Origin of the sequence: Streptomyces sp. NBC_00306, from assembly GCF_036169555.1 — a bacterium.
Classification (GTDB): Bacteria; Actinomycetota; Actinomycetes; order Streptomycetales; family Streptomycetaceae; genus Streptomyces; species Streptomyces achmelvichensis.
The window spans coordinates 3,193,311-3,209,510 of record NZ_CP108032.1; the positions used below are offsets into that span (position 1 = coordinate 3,193,311).

The following is a 16,200-nucleotide window of genomic DNA, read 5'->3' on the forward strand; positions in this document are numbered from 1 at the left end:
TCGGTCGCGACACCCGCGCCTCCCTGAGCCGCCGAGACGCCCCCTGTCAGTCGTCCAGTACCGACAGGTCCTGCCGCGCCTTCGGCACCGCCACCGTCCCCCGGTCGTCCGGCAGCGTCTGCACCGTGAACATCGGGATGCCGTCCTGCGGCAGCGCCAGCATGCGCGAGGCGTGCACCGGACCGCCCGAGACCGTCTCCACCGTCAGGGCGTACGTGCCCTTCAGACCGGTCGGCACCGGTGGCACGACCGCCGTCGTCGTCCCCGCTTTGACCTTGTAGGTCTTCACGGCGGGGGTGCCGCCCTCGGTACCCGCCGACGCGGTGACCTTGACCTCGCCCGCCGCACCGGGTGCGGTCAGCGAGAGCGTCGCGCCCTTGGCCGGGTTGCCGGAGACCGTCGCCCGCGCCCCGACGGCCGCCGTGGCCGGGATGAACGCGACCTCCTGCTTGTCGCCCTTGCCGCGGACGACCCGCAGCGCCGCCACGACCGGGGTCGCCCGGCCGCTCTGGGACGGGCTGAGGATCAGCGACCCGGCCTCGCCCTTGGTGACGTCGGCCAGGTCGACACTCGCGGTCATCCCTGACTTCACGTGCAGGGTCTCGTGGCCGGCCGGCACGATCGCGCCGTCGGGAGCCGCGAGCTGGATCTTCACGTCCGCGTCGTCCTCACCGGGGGCGAAGGCCACCAGCCGCACGGAGGTGGCGTCGGCGGGGATCCCGGGCAGCACTGCGGTGCCGGCGGGGTCCGCCGACGCGGTCAGCCAGTCGCTGCCGGCCTTCTCGTCGGCGGCCCGCACCACGGCGCCGACCCGGCCCGTGCGGGTCGTGACATGGACCGTGACGTCCGGGGACGGCTGCGACGTCAGCGTGGACAGCAGCACGGGGACGCTCGATCCGGCGGGCACGGGGATGCCCTCGGTCAGCGTGGTCTTGAGCGCTCCGTCCTTGCCGTAGAGCTCGATGTCGGCGACGGCCGGGGTGTCGTCCGGGTTGGTCAGGTGCACGTAGTCCTGGCGCTCCTCGGCGGTGGACGCACCGGGGAACCAGAAGTCGGTGTCGGGCGGGGTGCAGCCGACACCGAGCAGGCCGCGCGCGCCGCCCGCGGTGACCGTGGTGGTCTGCTGGGCGCTCCAGCCGGGCGCGAAACGGCCGGTGGCCGTGCCGACGAGCGCCGCCGCGTCCCCGCCGCTCACCTTCGCCCCGACCGGCTTGCCGGGCTCCTTCAGGGTGAGCAGCGGCTTGGCGGGCCCGGGCTTCTTGGCGGGCGCCTTCTTCGGCACGGTCTCCGGGTCGGCGAGCACCGCGCTGGACGGCTTCAGCACGGCCGTGCCGCTCTTGGCCCCGCCGTCCTTACCCGCCGGCGTGAAGGACGAGTACTCGGTCTCGGCCACCTCGGAGCTGCTCGGCGCGGGGCAGAGCAGGCTGGAGCGCTCCACCGGGAGCCGGGCCGCGGCCGTGGCCTCCTTCTCCTCGGTGCCGCCGGGGGCGCTCAGGGAGGCGAATCCGGTGACCGCGGCGAGGGCGGTGACGGTGGCGAGCAGGGAGATGGTCGTGCGCTTCACTCTGACTCGCCTCGCGTCGTGTTGCCGTGGTTGCCGTTCGGTCCGGGGCGCCGGTCCTGCTCGCCTTCGTACGGGTAGGGCTCGTACTGCCCGTCCGGGTACTGACCCTGCGGGTACTGACCCTCCGGGTACTGCCGGCCGTCCGCGTACGGCTCGTTCCCGTACTGGCCGTCCTGATACTGACCCTCGGCGTACTGGCCCTCGGCGTACCGGCCGCCCTGGTACTGGCCGCCCTCGCCGTAACCGCCGTTCTGGTACGGATCGGCCTGGTAGGGGTCGGCCTGGTACGGCTGCTGGTACTGCTCGTTGCCGTAGGTGCCGTCGCTGCCGTCGCTGCCGTAGGGGGACGGGTCCTGGCCGTACGCGGGGCTGTAGCCGGGTTCCGGGTAGGTCTGCTGCCCGTCCCACTCGCCGTACTGCTGCTGGGGGACGGCCGCGTACGGCTGCCGGTCGAAGGCGTTCTGTTCCGCCGGGGGCTCGGCGTACGGGTCGGCGTAGTGGCCGTTGTCCTCCGGCGTGCCGGGAGCCGTGGCCGGGACGGGCGGGGCGTTCGGGGGCTGTTCCCCCTCGTTCTCCGCTTCCGCCTCGGCCTCCGCCTGGGCGCGCAGGCGGCGGGCCCGGCGGCCCTCGCCGTCCACCGGCTGGGCCGGTACGGCGACGGCCTCGTCCGGCAGGTCGTCGTCGATCTGCGCCCGCCGGCCGGGCAGGGCGAGAACGACGAGCACCAGGGCGAGGAAGGCCTGCGCCCAGATCCAGCCGGTGTGGGCGGCGGAGTCCTCGTACGTCAGGTCGAGCCGGCCGCCCTCGGTGGGCAGCTCGAAGCCCTGCGCCCAGCCGTCGACGGTCGTCTTCGTCAGGGCACGGCCGTCCAGCGTGGCCTGCCAGCCGTCGTCGGCCCGGTCGGCGATGCGCAGCACGCGCCCTTCGCCGCCCGACGGGATCTTGGTGTGTGCCTCGACGGTGTCCGAGGCCACGGGCAGCGGGTCGCCCTTGCCGGTGACGATCGTGGCGCGGGCGACCTGGCGGTCCACGCGCCACAGCGCGCTGCCGTCGAGCTGGCTGAGACGGCTGAGCCCGGGGGTGGCGTCCAGGACGCGGCTGGTCTGCCGGGGCGCTCCGTCGCGGACGAGGACATAGCGGATCGCGAAGCCGCTGAGCTGGCTGGTCTGGTCGGCCCCGGAGCCGGCGACCAGATTGGCGACGATCTTGTCGAGGCGGGCGTCACTGCCACCCGCCTCGGCCAGTTCGGCGTCACCGAGCCGGCCGCCGGAGCCCCGTACGAGGGTGTACGGCACCTGCGCGGGCGAGGTGCCGCCGAGGACGAGGGTGCGCGGCTGGTCCCGGGTGTCGCTCTCCTCGGCGACGAACGCGGGCACCTGAACCGGGTCACGCCGGGTGAGCGGGTCGGCGGCGCCGCCGATCATCCAGCCCGCGGCCGCGACGACCGGGCCGATGCCCGCGGCCAGCGCGATGAGCACGGCGACGGGCTGCCGCCAGCCGAAGTTCTGGGCGGCGACGCGTGTCCGGCCGCCTTCCGCGCCGAGGACGGCCGCCGACAGCAGGGCGATGCCGTAGACGAGGGTGGCGGGTCCGGCCCAGCCGGAGCCGTTGGCCATGGCCGCGAAGAGAAGCCCGACGAGCCCGGCGGCCCAGGCCGTGCGGACCGCGAACTGCCGCTGCTCGCGCAGCAGCGCGGCCAGAGCCGCGAGGACGATGCCGATCAGCAGGAGCCCGCCGCCCGCCTTCGGACCGCCGGGGCTGATACCGAGTAGGTCGAGCGCCGACGCGCTGCCGCTGCCGATGTCGAGTCCGGCTTCGCGGAGGAAGGCCGAGGGGCTGGTCAGCAGCGTCAGCGACCAGGGCGCCAGGACGAGCATCGGGGTGCCCACGGCGGCGAGGAGACGCAGCGCGTAGGCCGTGATGTCGTTGCGGCGCAGAACGAGGACGCCGATCCCGAGGACCAGCGCGATCAGCCACACCACGGGCGTGAACGCCGTGGTGACGGTGAGCAGCAGGGCGTACGCCCAGGTCGCGCGCCAGCTGCCGCGCGCACCGGAGCCGGCGCCCGCGCGCAGGCCGTGCGCCGCGACGGCCGCACGGACCATGAGGGGCAGCAGGATCGCGAGGACCGCGGTGCCGAGCCGCCCGGTGGCGAGCGCTCCGGTGGCCGCGGGCAGGAAGGCGTAGGCGACGGCCGCCCACGCGCGCAGCAGCCGGGACTCGACGATGGGCCGTGAGGCGAAGTACGCGGTGAGACCGGCGAGCGGCACCGAGCAGACGAGCAGCACGGTGAGCGCGAATCCGGTGGAGCCGAGGAACAGCGTGGACAGGCCCGCGAGGATGCCCAGATAGGGCGGTGCGGTCTGGGTGCCGCCGGTCCCGAGGGGATGCCAGCCGTCCGCGTAGCGCGACCAGAGGTCGGAGACGTCGGCGGGGGCGGGCAGCAGGGCGCCGCCGGCGAGCGATCCGCCGCCGAAGAGCCCGCGGCAGGCGACGACGGAGACGATCAGAAGGAGGGCGAACAGCACCGGCGCGGGCCTGCCCGCGATCTTCTTCAGCCGGGCGAACTGCTCGATCTCGAGGTAGTCGGCGTCGTCACCACCGGGGCCGGACTCGACGGCGCCGTGCCGGGAGCCGCCCGCGTCGGAGTCCTTGCCGGCGCCGAAGTGGCCGGCCACCTGCTCGACCGTGGCACGGACGGTGGCGCCGGTCGGCGGGAAAAGGGAGCGCAGTTCGGCGGCTTCGACGGCTCGGCCGTTCGCTCTTCTGCGGCGGCCGGCGATGATGCGCTCGGGTCGCAGCAGGGTGCCGAAGAGCCCCATGACCTCGTCGACGGCCTGGCCGGGCACCTTGCCGACGAGATAGGCGAGGGTGCGCAGCAGCGTGCCGAGGACGATGCGCAGCAGGACGTAGGGAAGCGTCACGCCACGGGCGTTGGTGAGCAGTGTGTAGACGGCCCCGGCCTTGTCGACGCGGTGGGGGCTCGCGACGGAGCGGCCCGCGCAGTCGACGGTACGGCGTTCGCGGGCGGCGGCCTCCGCATGCCGCAGCACGGCGTCGGGGGCGATGAGGACACGGTGGCCGGCGGAGTGCGCGCGCCAGCACAGGTCGACGTCGTCCCGCATGAGGGGCAGCCGGCGGTCGAAGCCGCCGAGTTCCTCGAAGACGTCGCGGCGGACGAGCATGCCGGCGGAGGAGACGGAGAGTACGGAGCGGACCTGGTCGTGCTGGCCCTGGTCCTGCTCGCGCCGGTCGAGTCCGGTCCACCGGCGTCCGCTGTTGGCGATGGAGACGCCGGTCTCCAGCAGCTGCTTGCGGTCGTACCAGCCGCGGAGCTTGGGCCCGACGACGGCCGCGTACTCGTCGGAGTCGACGACGCGCAGCAGTTCGGCGAGGGCGTCCGGCTCGGGCGCCGCGTCGTCGTGGAGGAGCCACAGCCACTGCACCGGTTCGCCGTACGGCAGTTCCGGCATCTCGTACGTCTCGTCGCGCCAGGTCCTGGTGACCGGGTCCCAGCCGCTGGGCCGCTTCAGATAGGGCAGGTCGTCGGGGGTGAGGACGCCCGCGGTGCGGGCGGCCTCGTCGACGGCGGTGCCGAAGCCGGTGCGGCGTGCCAGGTGCAGGACGCGGTCGGCGCCGAGTGCCTCGGTGAGCAGCCGCGCGGAGTCGTCGGCGCTGCCGGTGTCGGCGGCGACGACGTTCTGCACGGGGCGCTCCTGGCCGAGGAGTCCGGCAAGGGCGTCGGGGAGCCAGCGCGCGCCGTCGTGGGAGACGAGCACGGCGGTGACGACGTGCCGCGGGAACTCCGGCGGATGTGCTGAGGCGAACGCGGCTGTGGTGGCGGACATTGAGGTACGGGCCCTCCGGCCGGGGGGTCGCCCCCGATGGGGCGTTGGAGCGTCTCGGACGGGGCCCCACACTAACGGTAGGAAAATGCGCTGGGGTGCGAAGTGCCTGCACGGCCCCGGACACCGGGGGTGCGCCGGACACACGAACGGTCCGCCGGCTGCGATACGGGTGCAGGCGGCGGACCGTGAGGCTTGTTCCGTCGGGTGAGGGCTGGTCGGACCCGGGATATTCGCTCGGTGTTCAGACGGCGGCCTTCTTCAGCCGGCGCCGCTCGCGCTCGGACAGGCCGCCCCAGATTCCGAATCGCTCGTCGTTGGCAAGGGCGTACTCGAGGCATTCGGAGCGGACTTCACAGGCGAGGCAGACCTTTTTGGCCTCCCGCGTGGAGCCGCCTTTCTCGGGGAAGAAGGACTCGGGATCGGTCTGGGCGCACAACGCGCGCTCCTGCCAGCCGAGTTCCTCGTCCGCGTCCTCGACCAGCAGTTGTTCGAACAGCTCGGTCATGTGCGCCCCTCGTCTGTCTTTTGCGTCCCCGTGATGTTGCCGTTTGATCGATGTCGGCCGAACGACACGAGTGAAATTACAAGTGTGTGGATCCGGGCCAGTCAAGCCGAGATCTGCTATTGGGCCCCGTATTCACTCTGCGGAACCAAGGCTATGCGGAAAGTGTTCAAATCACCAAAAATCTGACACATGCCAGCGGCCTGCTCCAACCACCGCCTTCCCCCCTTACCGGGGAAGACGCCGCGGGGTTCGATCTTGTTGCGATCGAGCCGGTGAAGCGATCCGGATCACAGTCCGGTCACAGGACCGCAGCGGCGTTTGCGAGCGCGGTTGCTGCGCCATGTCTCCCAGGCCCTGGGTGCACAAACCTTTCTCCGTGCGCAGTAACCGGATGAGGTGAAAGATTGCCGCCAAATCGGTCATTGAGTTGACATCAAAGACGCCGACCCGGCACCTTTGGTGACATGCCAGCGACCTCAGCGCACTACGCGACCCCCCTCCGTGGGTTCCGCAGCGCTGTCCAGGCGCGCTGTTGCTGTTCCAGCTGTTGATGCCCTAGCGCTCCAGCGACTCCCCGCATGCCGTTCCTTCCGCATGCCGCGTCACCCCTGTCTCGCGAAGCCCCCAGCACTGCTCCGTTCTCTGCCGAGGAAACCGCACACCATGAACAGCGACAGCGACCTCCAGATCGCCGGCGACATCCTCGCCGTACAGCACCTTCTCCAGCCTGCCCGTGAGCACCCGGCCACTGTCGCCGATTTCGTCGGGCTCGCCCGCTCCGTCGCCGCCGACCGCGCGCAGTGGGCCCACCTCGTCGAGTACGACGCCACCAGCCGCTGGTACCACCTGCTGCGCACCGGCCCCGGCTACGAGGTGTGGCTGCTGTCGTGGGTGCCCGGCCAGGGCAGCGGGATGCATGACCACGGACCCTCGTCCGGTGTGCTGACCGTGCTGGAGGGCGAACTGACCGAGCGCACCGAGAGCACCTCCCGTTCGCTCGGGGCGGGCGCACAGCGGGTGTTCGCGCCGGGCTATGCGCACGAAGTGATCAACGACTCGCTCGAGCCGGCCGTCTCGCTGCACGTCTACTACCCGGGTCTGACCGAAATGCCGATGCACCCGAGCCAGTCCTCCCCGGCGGCCCAGGACGTCGTACGCGCCTGATTGACTGGGGCCATGCGCATTGTGGTTCTGGCCGGCGGCATCGGCGGCGCCCGTTTCCTCCGTGGTCTCCTGCAGGCCGCGCCCGAAGCGGACGTCACGGTGATCGGGAACACCGGCGACGACATCCATCTGTTCGGGCTGAAGGTCTGCCCCGACCTCGACACCGTGATGTACACCCTCGGCGGTGGCATCAACGAAGAGCAGGGCTGGGGGCGTACGGACGAGACGTTCCAGGTCAAGAGCGAACTGGCCGCGTACGGCGTGGGACCCGAGTGGTTCGGCCTCGGCGACCGCGACTTCGCGACCCATATCGTCCGCACCCAGATGATCGCGGCGGGCTATCCGCTCAGCGCCGTCACCGAAGCGCTCTGCGCGCGCTGGAACCCCGGCGTGCGGCTGCTGCCGATGACGGACGACCGCGTCGAGACCCATGTCGCCGTCGAGATCGACGGCGAGAAGAAGGTCATCCACTTCCAGGAGTACTGGGTCAAGCTGCGGGCCTCCGTGCCCGCGGAGGCCGTCGTGCCCGTCGGCGCCGACCAGGCCAAGCCCGCACCGGGCGTGCTGGAGGCCATCGCCTCCGCGGACGTCATTCTCTTCCCGCCGTCGAACCCGGTCGTCAGCGTCGGCACGATCCTCGCCGTACCCGGCATCCGTGAGGCCATCGCCGACGCGGGTGTGCCCGTGGTGGGCCTGTCCCCCATCGTCGGGGACGCACCCGTGCGCGGGATGGCCGACAAGGTGCTCGCGGCGGTGGGCGTGGAGGCGACGGCCGCCGCCGTGGCCTCGCACTACGGCTCCGGTCTGCTGGACGGCTGGCTCGTCGACACCGTCGACGCGGGCACGGTCGGCGAGATCGAGGCGGCGGGCATCCGCTGCCGTGCCGTGCCGCTGCTGATGACGGACACCGACGCGACCGCCGAGATGGCGCGTCAGGCGCTGGCCCTGGCCGAGGAGGTACGGGCGTGAGGTTCGAGGTCCGGGCCGTGCCCGGGCTGCCGGAGGTCGGCCCCGGCGACGACCTCGCCGCCCTGGTGGCCGCCGCCGCGCCGGATCTCGCGGACGGCGACATCCTGCTGGTCACCTCCAAGATCGTGAGCAAGGCCGAGGGGCGGATCCTCGCCGCGACCGACCGCGAGGCCGCGATCGACGCGGAGACGGTACGGGTGGTGGCCCGGCGCGGCCCGCTGCGCATCGTCGAGAACCGGCAGGGCCTGGTGATGGCCGCCGCCGGGGTGGATGCCTCCAACACCCCTGCCGGCACGGTGCTGCTGCTGCCCGAGGACCCCGACGCCTCGGCGCGGGCGCTCCGCGAGGGACTGCGTGAGTCGCTCGGCGTGGACGTCGGCGTCGTCGTCACCGACACCTTCGGACGGCCGTGGCGCAACGGGCTCACCGATGTCGCCATCGGCGCCGCGGGTGTCCGCGTGCTCGACGATCTGCGCGGTGGCACCGATGCCCACGGCAATCCGCTGAGCGCGACCGTCGTCGCCACCGCTGACGAACTCGCCTCCGCCGGCGACCTGGTGAAGGGGAAGGCGGAAGGGCTGCCGGTCGCCGTCGTGCGCGGACTCGCCCATCTGGTCGGCGACGCTGACGGTGGGGGCGACGGCGCCCGCGCGCTGGTGCGCTCCCCCGCCGACGACATGTTCCGGCTCGGCACCTCCGAGGCGGTACGGGAAGCGGTCGCCCAGCGGCGCACGGTACGCGAGTTCACCGACGAGCCGGTCGACCCGGGTGCGGTGCGCCGTGCCGTGGCCGCCGCCGTCACCGCGCCGGCGCCGCACCACACCACACCGTGGCGCTTCGTCCTGCTCGAATCCGCCGCCGCGCGCACCGCGTTGCTCGACGCGATGAAGGACGCGTGGATCGAGGACCTGCGACGGGACGGCAAGTCGGAGGAGTCGATCGCGAAGCGGGTCCGCCGGGGCGATGTGCTGCGCCGTGCGCCGTACCTCGTGGTGCCGTGTCTGGTCATGGACGGCTCGCACCACTACGGCGACCCGCGGCGCGACGCCGCGGAGCGCGAGATGTTCGTGGTCGCGACGGGCGCGGGGGTGCAGAACTTCCTGGTGGCGCTGGCCGGTGAACGCCTCGGCTCGGCCTGGGTGTCGTCGACGATGTTCTGCCGTGACGTCGTCCGCAAGGTCCTGGACCTGCCCGCGGACTGGGACCCGATGGGCGCGGTGGCGGTGGGCCACGCGGCGGCACCGCCGAAGGACCGGCCCGCGCGTGAGTCGGCCGCGTTCGTCGAGGTGCGCTGAGGGCTGTCCCGCGATCCCCAGCGGGCGCACGACGACAGCACCGCATCCGACGCCGCGCGCTGATCAACCGGCGATGACGGGACAGCCCTCAGGGCGTGTTCGCTCGTTGAGGAGTGGGGCCCACGCCGGCAGGGCGTGGGGGGAGCGTCCGGTGCGTGCCGCCGCAAGGCGGCCGGACGTCCTGGTAGCGGGGCTGCCAGGGCTTGCGGCCGACGCGGCGTGGGGGTACCTACAGAGCGTGCCGGGAGCGGCACCGGCAGGCGCTCCCCCGGGGACGGGCGCTCCCCGGGGCCGTCGGTCAGAGCTTGCCGATGTCGGTGCGCGGCATCTTCGGGGTGCGGCGCGGAGGCGTACGGCCACTCAGCAGGATGAAGCGGGCGGCCCGGTGGCGCTGGCCCGCGTAGGGGGCGAGGAGTTCGAGCATCGCGGCGTCGTCGGCGTCGCGGTCGCCCGCGAGCGCGTAGCCGACGATGCGCGGCAGATGCAGATCGCCGGTGGTGACCGCGTCCGGTGCGCCGTTGCTGCGCTGCACGGTCTCGGCGGATGTCCAGGGCCCGATGCCCGGGATCAACTCCAGCCGTGCGCGCGCTTGTTCGGGCTCCATGGCCGCTGCCTCCTCCATCCGGCGGGCCACCCTGACCGCGCGCAGGATCGTGGAGGCGCGCTTGTTGTCGACGCCCGCGCGGTGCCACTCCCACGACGGGATGAGCGCCCAGGTGCGGGCCTCCGGTGTCACGTACAGGCGCATCGCGGGCCCCGGCGCGGGCTCACCGTACTTCCGTACGAGCAGCCGCCAGGCGCGGTACGCCTCCTCCACGGTGACCTTCTGCTCGAGGATCGAGGGGATCAGCGACTCCAGGACCAGTCCGGTGCGGGTGAGCCGCAGACCCGGTCGGCGGCGGTGGGTATGGGCCACGAGCCGGTGGCGGGGAACGAAGACGTCCGGGTCGTCCTGCGCGCCGAGCAGGTCGGGCAGGCCTTCCAGCAGCCACTCCGCTCCGGCGCCCCACGCCTCGGCCTCCGCGGCGCCGCCCCGCAGGGCCACGCGCAGGGTGCCGGGGCCGGCGGGTGTCCGGCAGGCACGCCACACCGATCCGTCCGGCGTGACACGGAACGCGGGGTCGCCGGGGCCACGCCGCAGCGGACCGAGGACGAGCCCGAGGTCGAGGGGCCAGGGCGGCGTCCAGCGACGGGTGCGGGAGGCGGAGACCTGTGCCGGGACGGCGCCGGTGGGCACGGCCGTGTGACCGCCGCGCACCGTGGTGCGGGTCGCCGTCGTCGGGGTCGTCGGGTTGAATCGTCCTGCCACGGTGTATGAGCGTACGGGCCCGCGCCTGACGCGGCGGGGCCTTGCCCGACCCGGCCCGGTGCCGGCCCGGTCTCACCCGCCTCAGCGGCGGGCCCTCGTCACTGGTCCGAGGAGAACCGCACCGCTCCCGCGGGCAGTACCGCGTCGCACCACACCCGCGCACCGTCACGCAGTTCGTTGTCCGCGCCCACCGTCGCGCCGTCGCCGACGACCGTGTCCGACAGGACGGTGCGCGCCCCGACCCGGGCGCGCTCTCCGATCAGGGAGGCGGAGATCACAGCGCCCTCCTCCACCACGGCGCCCGCCAGAACCACACTGCCGTCCACCCGGGCTCCGGGGTGGACGGTCGCTCCCTCGCACACCACGGTGCCGCCGGTGAGCTTGGCGTCCGCCGCCACCGTCGCCGACTCCAGCACCAGACGGTCACCGCAGCGACCCGGCACCGCCGGCGACGGCGCGCGGCCCATGACCAGGTCCGCGGAGCCGCGGACGAAGGCCTGGGGCGTGCCGAGGTCCAGCCAGTAGGTGGAGTCGACCATGCCCTGGAGATGCGCACCGGAGCTCAGCAGATCCGGGAACGTCTCCCGCTCGACCGAGACCGGCCGCCCCGACGGGATCGTGTCGATGACCGAACGCCGGAAGACATAGGCCCCCGCGTTGATCTGGTCGGTGACGATCTCCTCCGGCGTCTGCGGCTTCTCCAGGAACGCGGTCACCCGGCCGCTCGGGTCCGTCGGCACCAGACCGAACGCCCGCGGGTCCTCCACACGGGTCAGATGGAGCGAGACATCGGCGCCCGAGGAGCGGTGCGTCGAGACGAGCGCGCCGATGTCCAGGCCGGTGAGGATGTCGCCGTTGAAGATGAGCACCGGTTCGTCCGGCCCCGACCGCAGCCGGTCGGCGACGTTGCGGATCGCGCCGCCCGTGCCGAGGGGTTCCTCCTCGGTGACGTACTCCAGGTGGAGGCCGAGCGAGGACCCGTCGCCGAAGTACGGCTCGAAGACCTCGGCGAGGTAGGAGGTCGCCAGCACGATGTGCTCGACACCTGCCGCCCGCGCCCGCGCCAGCTGGTGGGTGAGGAAGGGGACACCCGCCGCCGGGACCATCGGTTTCGGCGTGTTGACGGTGAGGGGACGCAGCCGGGTGCCCTTGCCGCCGACCAGGAGGATCGCTTCTGTCACCGTGTCGTCTCTGCTTCCTGTCCGGGCCGGGCGTGATCAGTCGTTCGAGACCGGCCAGTGTATGCAGTGGGCGGCACGTTCCCCGTCAGGCACGTCCCTGCAGCTTGGCCGAGGCGCTCCGGGCGGTGCCGAGCTTGCTGTAGAGGCGGGCTCCCGGACATTCGGTGAGGAACCCGTCGCGGTGTCCGGAGATGACGTTGAAGCTGACCTTCTTGCCCTTCTTGTACTTGCCGCTGCCCCCGGACGTCAGCGTTACCTTCCCCTTCGGGTTGCCCTTGAACAGCCCGATCTTCCACGCGGTCAGCCGGGCGATCGCGGTCACGGCGGCCGCCGGCGGGGTGGAGCGACTGTACGTGCCGAGTACGGCCACGCCCATGCTGTTCGTGTTGAATCCCAGCGTGTGGGCGCCGAGCACCGCTCTGGTCACGCCTCCCGCCCGGCCTTCGTAGATGTTTCCGCACTTGTCGACGGCGAAGTTGTAGCCGAAGTCGCGCCAGCCGCTGCTCACGACGTGGTAGCGGTAGATACTGCGGAGGACTGAGGGCGCCTGCTTGCACGTATAGCTGTTGCCGGTGGCGCTGTGGTGGACGAAGGCCGCCTTGACGGTCTTCGTGTAGACGAAGGTCTTCTCGCGCAGCGACTCGCTCGCACCCCATCCCTTGCGGGTGATGATGCGCGGCCGCGGGCCGATGAAGGGCTTGGCGGCGGCTCCGGCGGCGTCCACCTCCGTCGCGTCGGTCGCGTCGGTCGCGTCGGTCGCGTCGGCGATGCCCGCCTTCACCTCGGCCTGCGCCTGGTCCCGCACCTGAGCCACTGTCTCCTCCGCGCTGAGCGCGGGAAGTACGGTGCCGGCCGCCGAGCTGCCACCCTGGGCCACCCGGTCCGACGCGGCGGGGTCCTCGCCGGGGTCGACGAGTTCGACGCGCATGCCCTCGGGCAGCGGGACCGGCTCCGCGGTCTCGGGTCGGACGCGTACCTCGACGCCGTCCGAAGCACCCACCCACAGGGGGGCCGTGGCGCCGCGCACCTTGCCGGACTCGCCCTCGGCCGTGCCGGGGTCGGCGCCGTGGTCGTCGTTGTGGGTCTCGACGTCCTGCCAGGCCGACCACGCGCCGGTGCCGACCGCGCGGGTGCGCACCTGGACCGAGCCGTGCAGTTCGGCGTGCACATCGTCCCAGACGACGCCGATGAGGGAGAAGGGTCTGACGTCCTGTTCAGGGAGCCGCTGCTCGGCGGCAGGTCCGCGCGAACGGTCGGACGACGTCGGTCCGACGGCTGTCAGCGGCAGTGACTGAGTGGAGCCGGGTACGTCCGGCGCCGCTATGACTCGTGGTGGCGCGGCTATGGCGCCTGAGGACAGTGAGAGCGGAAGGACGAGCGCGGCGGAGGCCGCGACACCGATCGAAGAAGCCAGGAATCCACGCATGCAGTTGATCGTGTGCCGGAGCAGCCGACTTCGCTTCCCGGAGAAAAAGGCCGGCGCATCGGTCCGACCGGAGGACCCGTCACCGGTACGGCGGTCTCCCGGGGTACCTCGCCACGTACGCTTGCCGCGTGAACCCCAGCGACCGTACCCCCGCCGACCTGCTGCGATCCGCGCTCGCCGCGGACCCGGCGCGCCCCTTGGTCACTTTCTACGACGACGCCACCGGTGAACGCGTGGAATTGTCCGTCGCGACCTTCGCCAATTGGGTGGCCAAGACAGCCAATCTGCTCCAGGGCGATCTTGCCGCCGGGCCCGGCGACCGGCTCGCGCTGCTCCTGCCCGCGCACTGGCAGAGCGCGGTGTGGCTGCTCGCCTGTTCGTCGGTCGGCGTGACGGTGGAGGTCGGCGGCGACCCGGCGGACGCGGACGTCGTGGTCAGCGGTCCGGACACGCTGGAGGAGGCGCGCGCCTGCTCCGGGGAGCGGGTGGCCCTGGCGCTGCGGCCGCTGGGCGGGCGTTTCCCGCAGCCGCCCGCGGGGTTCGTCGACTACGCGGTGGAGGTGCCGGCGCAGGGCGACCGCTTCGCGCCGTTCGCGCCGGTTGACCCGGCCGCGCCCGCGCTCGCCGTCGGCGGAATGGAGCTGACCGGCGTCCAGCTGGTGGAGAAGGCGCGTACGGATGCGGCCGAACTGGGCCTGGTGAGCGGGTCCCGGCTGCTGACGGGACGCGAGTACGCATCCTGGGAGGGCCTGTCCGCCGGGCTGTTCGCACCACTCGCCGCGGGCGCCTCGGTGGTGTTGTGCCGCAATCTCGGGGAACTGTCCCAAGACAACCTTGACAAGCGCATCGAGAGCGAGCGGGTCACCAACACCGCAGTATGACAAGCCTCCGAGGGCCACTCGTGTGGCGCACACACGAGCCGAGCCCCCGGGCTCCGGCCTCAACTGCGGTGGATGATCGGCGATACGTGTGCTTCAACGCACAACCAAGCGTGAGGTTCAGCCGTCTAGTCCTGCGATCGGCGACCCAGCGCGCCGCCGACGCCATGAAGGATGGACGCAGACGTGACGGACAGTGCTGGCACGCCGGCCGAACCGGACGGCAACGCCGGGGACGAGCGGGCATCGGACCCGCCCGCGGCGGACACCCCCGCGCCTCGTGCGGGCCGGGCCAGCACCCCTCCGCCCGCTGCCGCGGATGGCGAGAACTCGCCATCGGACGAGACGGTTCGGGCGGACGGGACACATGAGGACGTCACGGACGAAAGCGGGACACCCGCGGGCAACAGGGGCGAATCGGCGGATGACGCCGGGGCGCCCGACGGCTCCGGGGACGAGCGCACGGACAACTCGGCAGACGGCCCGACAGACGGCTCAGCAGACGGCTCGACGGAAGACGCGGGCAACGGCCCGGCAGGCGGCCCGGCGCACGCCACCGCCGACAAGCACTCCACCGGTGAACACTCCCCCGACAGGCCCGCCGAAGCCGAAACCGGCGACGACGAAACCGAAGCCGCCGCCCACGAGTCCGCCGACGCCACCGCCGAACCCACCCAAAACACCCGAACCACCCACGCGGGGACCGACGCCGGCGTAGAGCCCAAGGTCGCCGTCGCCGAAGCCGCCGGCGAAGCGGACCCCGCCGCACCCGAGGCCGGGCCCGACACCCCGGCCCGCAAGCGCCACTGGCTGCGCTGGGTCGCTCTCGGCACCGCCGTCTTCGTGGTGGCCGCCTCCGGGGTCGGCTGGTGGTTCTACCAGAAGCTCGACGGCAACATCACGACCGACACCTCCGCCGCGGCAGAGCTGGAGACGTACGAGAAGGAACGGCCCACACCGGTCGCGCTGAACGCGCAGAACATCCTGCTCCTCGGCTCCGACACCCGCTCCGGCAAGGGCAACAGCAAGTACGGCCAGGACGGCGGCACCCAGCGCTCCGACACCACGATCCTGCTGCACATCGCGGCGGACCGGCAGAGCGCGACCGCGATGTCGGTCCCGCGCGACCTGATGGTGTCCATCCCCAGCTGCCGCAAGCCCGACGGGACCCGTACGAGGGAGCAGTTCGCGCAGTTCAACTGGGCGTTCGAGTTCGGCGGCGCCGCCTGCACCATCCGTACCGTCGAGCGCATGACCGGCATCCGCGTCGACCACCACATGGTGGTGGACTTCAGCGGCTTCAAGGAGATGGTCGACGCCGTGGACGGTGTCGAGGTCTGCCTCAAGGAGCCCATCGACGACGCCGACGCCCATCTGAAACTGCCCGCCGGCAAGCAGACCCTCAACGGTGAGCAGGCCCTGGGCTACGTCCGCGCCCGTAAGAGCATCGGCAACGGCAGTGACACGGAACGCATGGACCGCCAGCAGCAGTTCCTCGGCGCGCTGGTCAAGAAGGTCCAGAGCAACGGCGTGCTGCTGAATCCGGCGCGGCTCTACCCGGTGCTGGACGCGGCGACGAAGTCGCTGACCACGGACCCGGGCCTGGACTCGCTGCGGGACCTGTACGACCTGACGCGCTCAGTGCGCAGCATCCCCACCGAGAAAGTGCAGTTCCTCACGGTGCCCCGGCAGGCGTACTCCGCCGATCCGAACCGTGACGAGCTGAGGCAGCCGGACGCCGCCGAGCTCTTCAAGCGGCTGCGGCAGGACAGTCCGATCACCGTGGTTCCCGGCGGAATCGGTCAGAAGCAGCCCGGCGAGAAGCCGGATCCGAACAGCTCCACGGACCCGTCGCCGTCGCCGACGTTCGCCGGCCGGAACGCGGCCAGCGCCGCCTGTGAGTAAAGCGATGACCAAGGCAGGGCGGGGAGTCCATGCCTATTAGGCAGATTGCCCACTTGTAAGGGACGTGGAATTTGTCACGGACGTCGCCCCACGTTGAACTGGGCGGATAGTGTGACGCGATCCGGTGCTACGACCCCGTGTCGCGCACTGCTGGAT

Annotated in this window: 11 protein-coding genes; 5 read left to right on the plus strand and 6 right to left on the minus strand. The window is 72.2% G+C overall.

Going from position 1 to position 16,200, the window contains the following annotated elements:
- Nucleotides 1-46: 46 nt before the first annotated feature.
- The 3 genes from OHA05_RS14045 to OHA05_RS14055 form a co-directional block, all read right to left on the minus strand.
- Nucleotides 47-1,564, minus strand: coding sequence for a DUF5719 family protein (locus OHA05_RS14045; protein WP_328860751.1), 1,518 nt, complete (start codon nt 1,562-1,564; stop codon nt 47-49).
- The gene (locus OHA05_RS14050; RefSeq protein ID WP_328860752.1) at nt 1,561-5,412 is read right to left on the minus strand and encodes a glycosyltransferase family 2 protein; all 3,852 of its coding nucleotides are present in this window, start codon (nt 5,410-5,412) and stop codon (nt 1,561-1,563) included. Before OHA05_RS14050 ends, OHA05_RS14045 begins: the two co-directional genes overlap by 4 nt.
- 241 nt (nt 5,413-5,653) lie before the next feature.
- Nucleotides 5,654-5,917 (minus strand): WhiB family transcriptional regulator, encoded by a 264-nt coding sequence (locus OHA05_RS14055; protein ID WP_023541320.1) that lies wholly within the window; start codon nt 5,915-5,917, stop codon nt 5,654-5,656.
- Between the two features lie 663 nt (nt 5,918-6,580).
- Between OHA05_RS14055 and OHA05_RS14060 the strand changes: the two genes are divergently transcribed.
- From OHA05_RS14060 to OHA05_RS14070, 3 genes are read left to right on the plus strand one after another with little or no spacing between them, the layout of a single operon-like run.
- Nucleotides 6,581-7,081 carry a cysteine dioxygenase gene (locus tag OHA05_RS14060; RefSeq protein ID WP_313945983.1) on the plus strand — a complete coding sequence of 167 codons (501 nt, stop codon included), beginning with the start codon at nt 6,581-6,583 and terminating at the stop codon, nt 7,079-7,081.
- A gap of 12 nt (nt 7,082-7,093) precedes the next feature.
- Nucleotides 7,094-8,050 carry a 2-phospho-L-lactate transferase gene (cofD, locus tag OHA05_RS14065; RefSeq protein ID WP_327683606.1) on the plus strand — a complete coding sequence of 319 codons (957 nt, stop codon included), beginning with the start codon at nt 7,094-7,096 and terminating at the stop codon, nt 8,048-8,050.
- The gene (locus OHA05_RS14070; protein WP_328860753.1) at nt 8,047-9,345 is read left to right on the plus strand and encodes a coenzyme F420-0:L-glutamate ligase; all 1,299 of its coding nucleotides are present in this window, start codon (nt 8,047-8,049) and stop codon (nt 9,343-9,345) included. The genes cofD and OHA05_RS14070 overlap by 4 nt, the downstream gene beginning before the upstream one ends.
- Before the next feature lie 298 nt (nt 9,346-9,643).
- On the opposite strand, the gene OHA05_RS14075 is transcribed toward OHA05_RS14070, so the two are convergent.
- The 3 genes from OHA05_RS14075 to OHA05_RS14085 all read right to left on the minus strand — a co-directional run bounded on the left by OHA05_RS14075 (nt 9,644) and on the right by OHA05_RS14085 (nt 13,261).
- Complete coding sequence (locus tag OHA05_RS14075; protein WP_328860754.1) at nt 9,644-10,654, minus strand: DNA-3-methyladenine glycosylase family protein; 1,011 nt, start codon at nt 10,652-10,654, stop codon at nt 9,644-9,646.
- Between the two features lie 98 nt (nt 10,655-10,752).
- On the minus strand, nt 10,753-11,835 hold the full coding sequence (locus OHA05_RS14080; RefSeq protein ID WP_313945979.1) for an NDP-sugar synthase: 1,083 nt from the start codon (nt 11,833-11,835) through the stop codon (nt 10,753-10,755).
- A gap of 85 nt (nt 11,836-11,920) precedes the next feature.
- Nucleotides 11,921-13,261: a peptidoglycan recognition protein family protein gene (locus OHA05_RS14085; RefSeq protein ID WP_328860755.1), complete on the minus strand. Its 1,341-nt coding sequence runs from the start codon at nt 13,259-13,261 to the stop codon at nt 11,921-11,923.
- A 128-nt stretch (nt 13,262-13,389) separates the two neighbouring features.
- On the opposite strand from OHA05_RS14085, the gene OHA05_RS14090 reads away from it, so the two are divergent.
- Both OHA05_RS14090 and OHA05_RS14095 read left to right on the plus strand, forming a co-directional pair.
- Nucleotides 13,390-14,142: a TIGR03089 family protein gene (locus tag OHA05_RS14090; protein WP_313945977.1), complete on the plus strand. Its 753-nt coding sequence runs from the start codon at nt 13,390-13,392 to the stop codon at nt 14,140-14,142.
- Between the two features lie 183 nt (nt 14,143-14,325).
- A complete protein-coding gene (locus tag OHA05_RS14095; RefSeq protein WP_443043689.1) occupies nt 14,326-16,044 on the plus strand; it encodes an LCP family glycopolymer transferase in 1,719 nt (572 codons plus the stop codon).
- Nucleotides 16,045-16,200 lie beyond the last annotated feature (156 nt).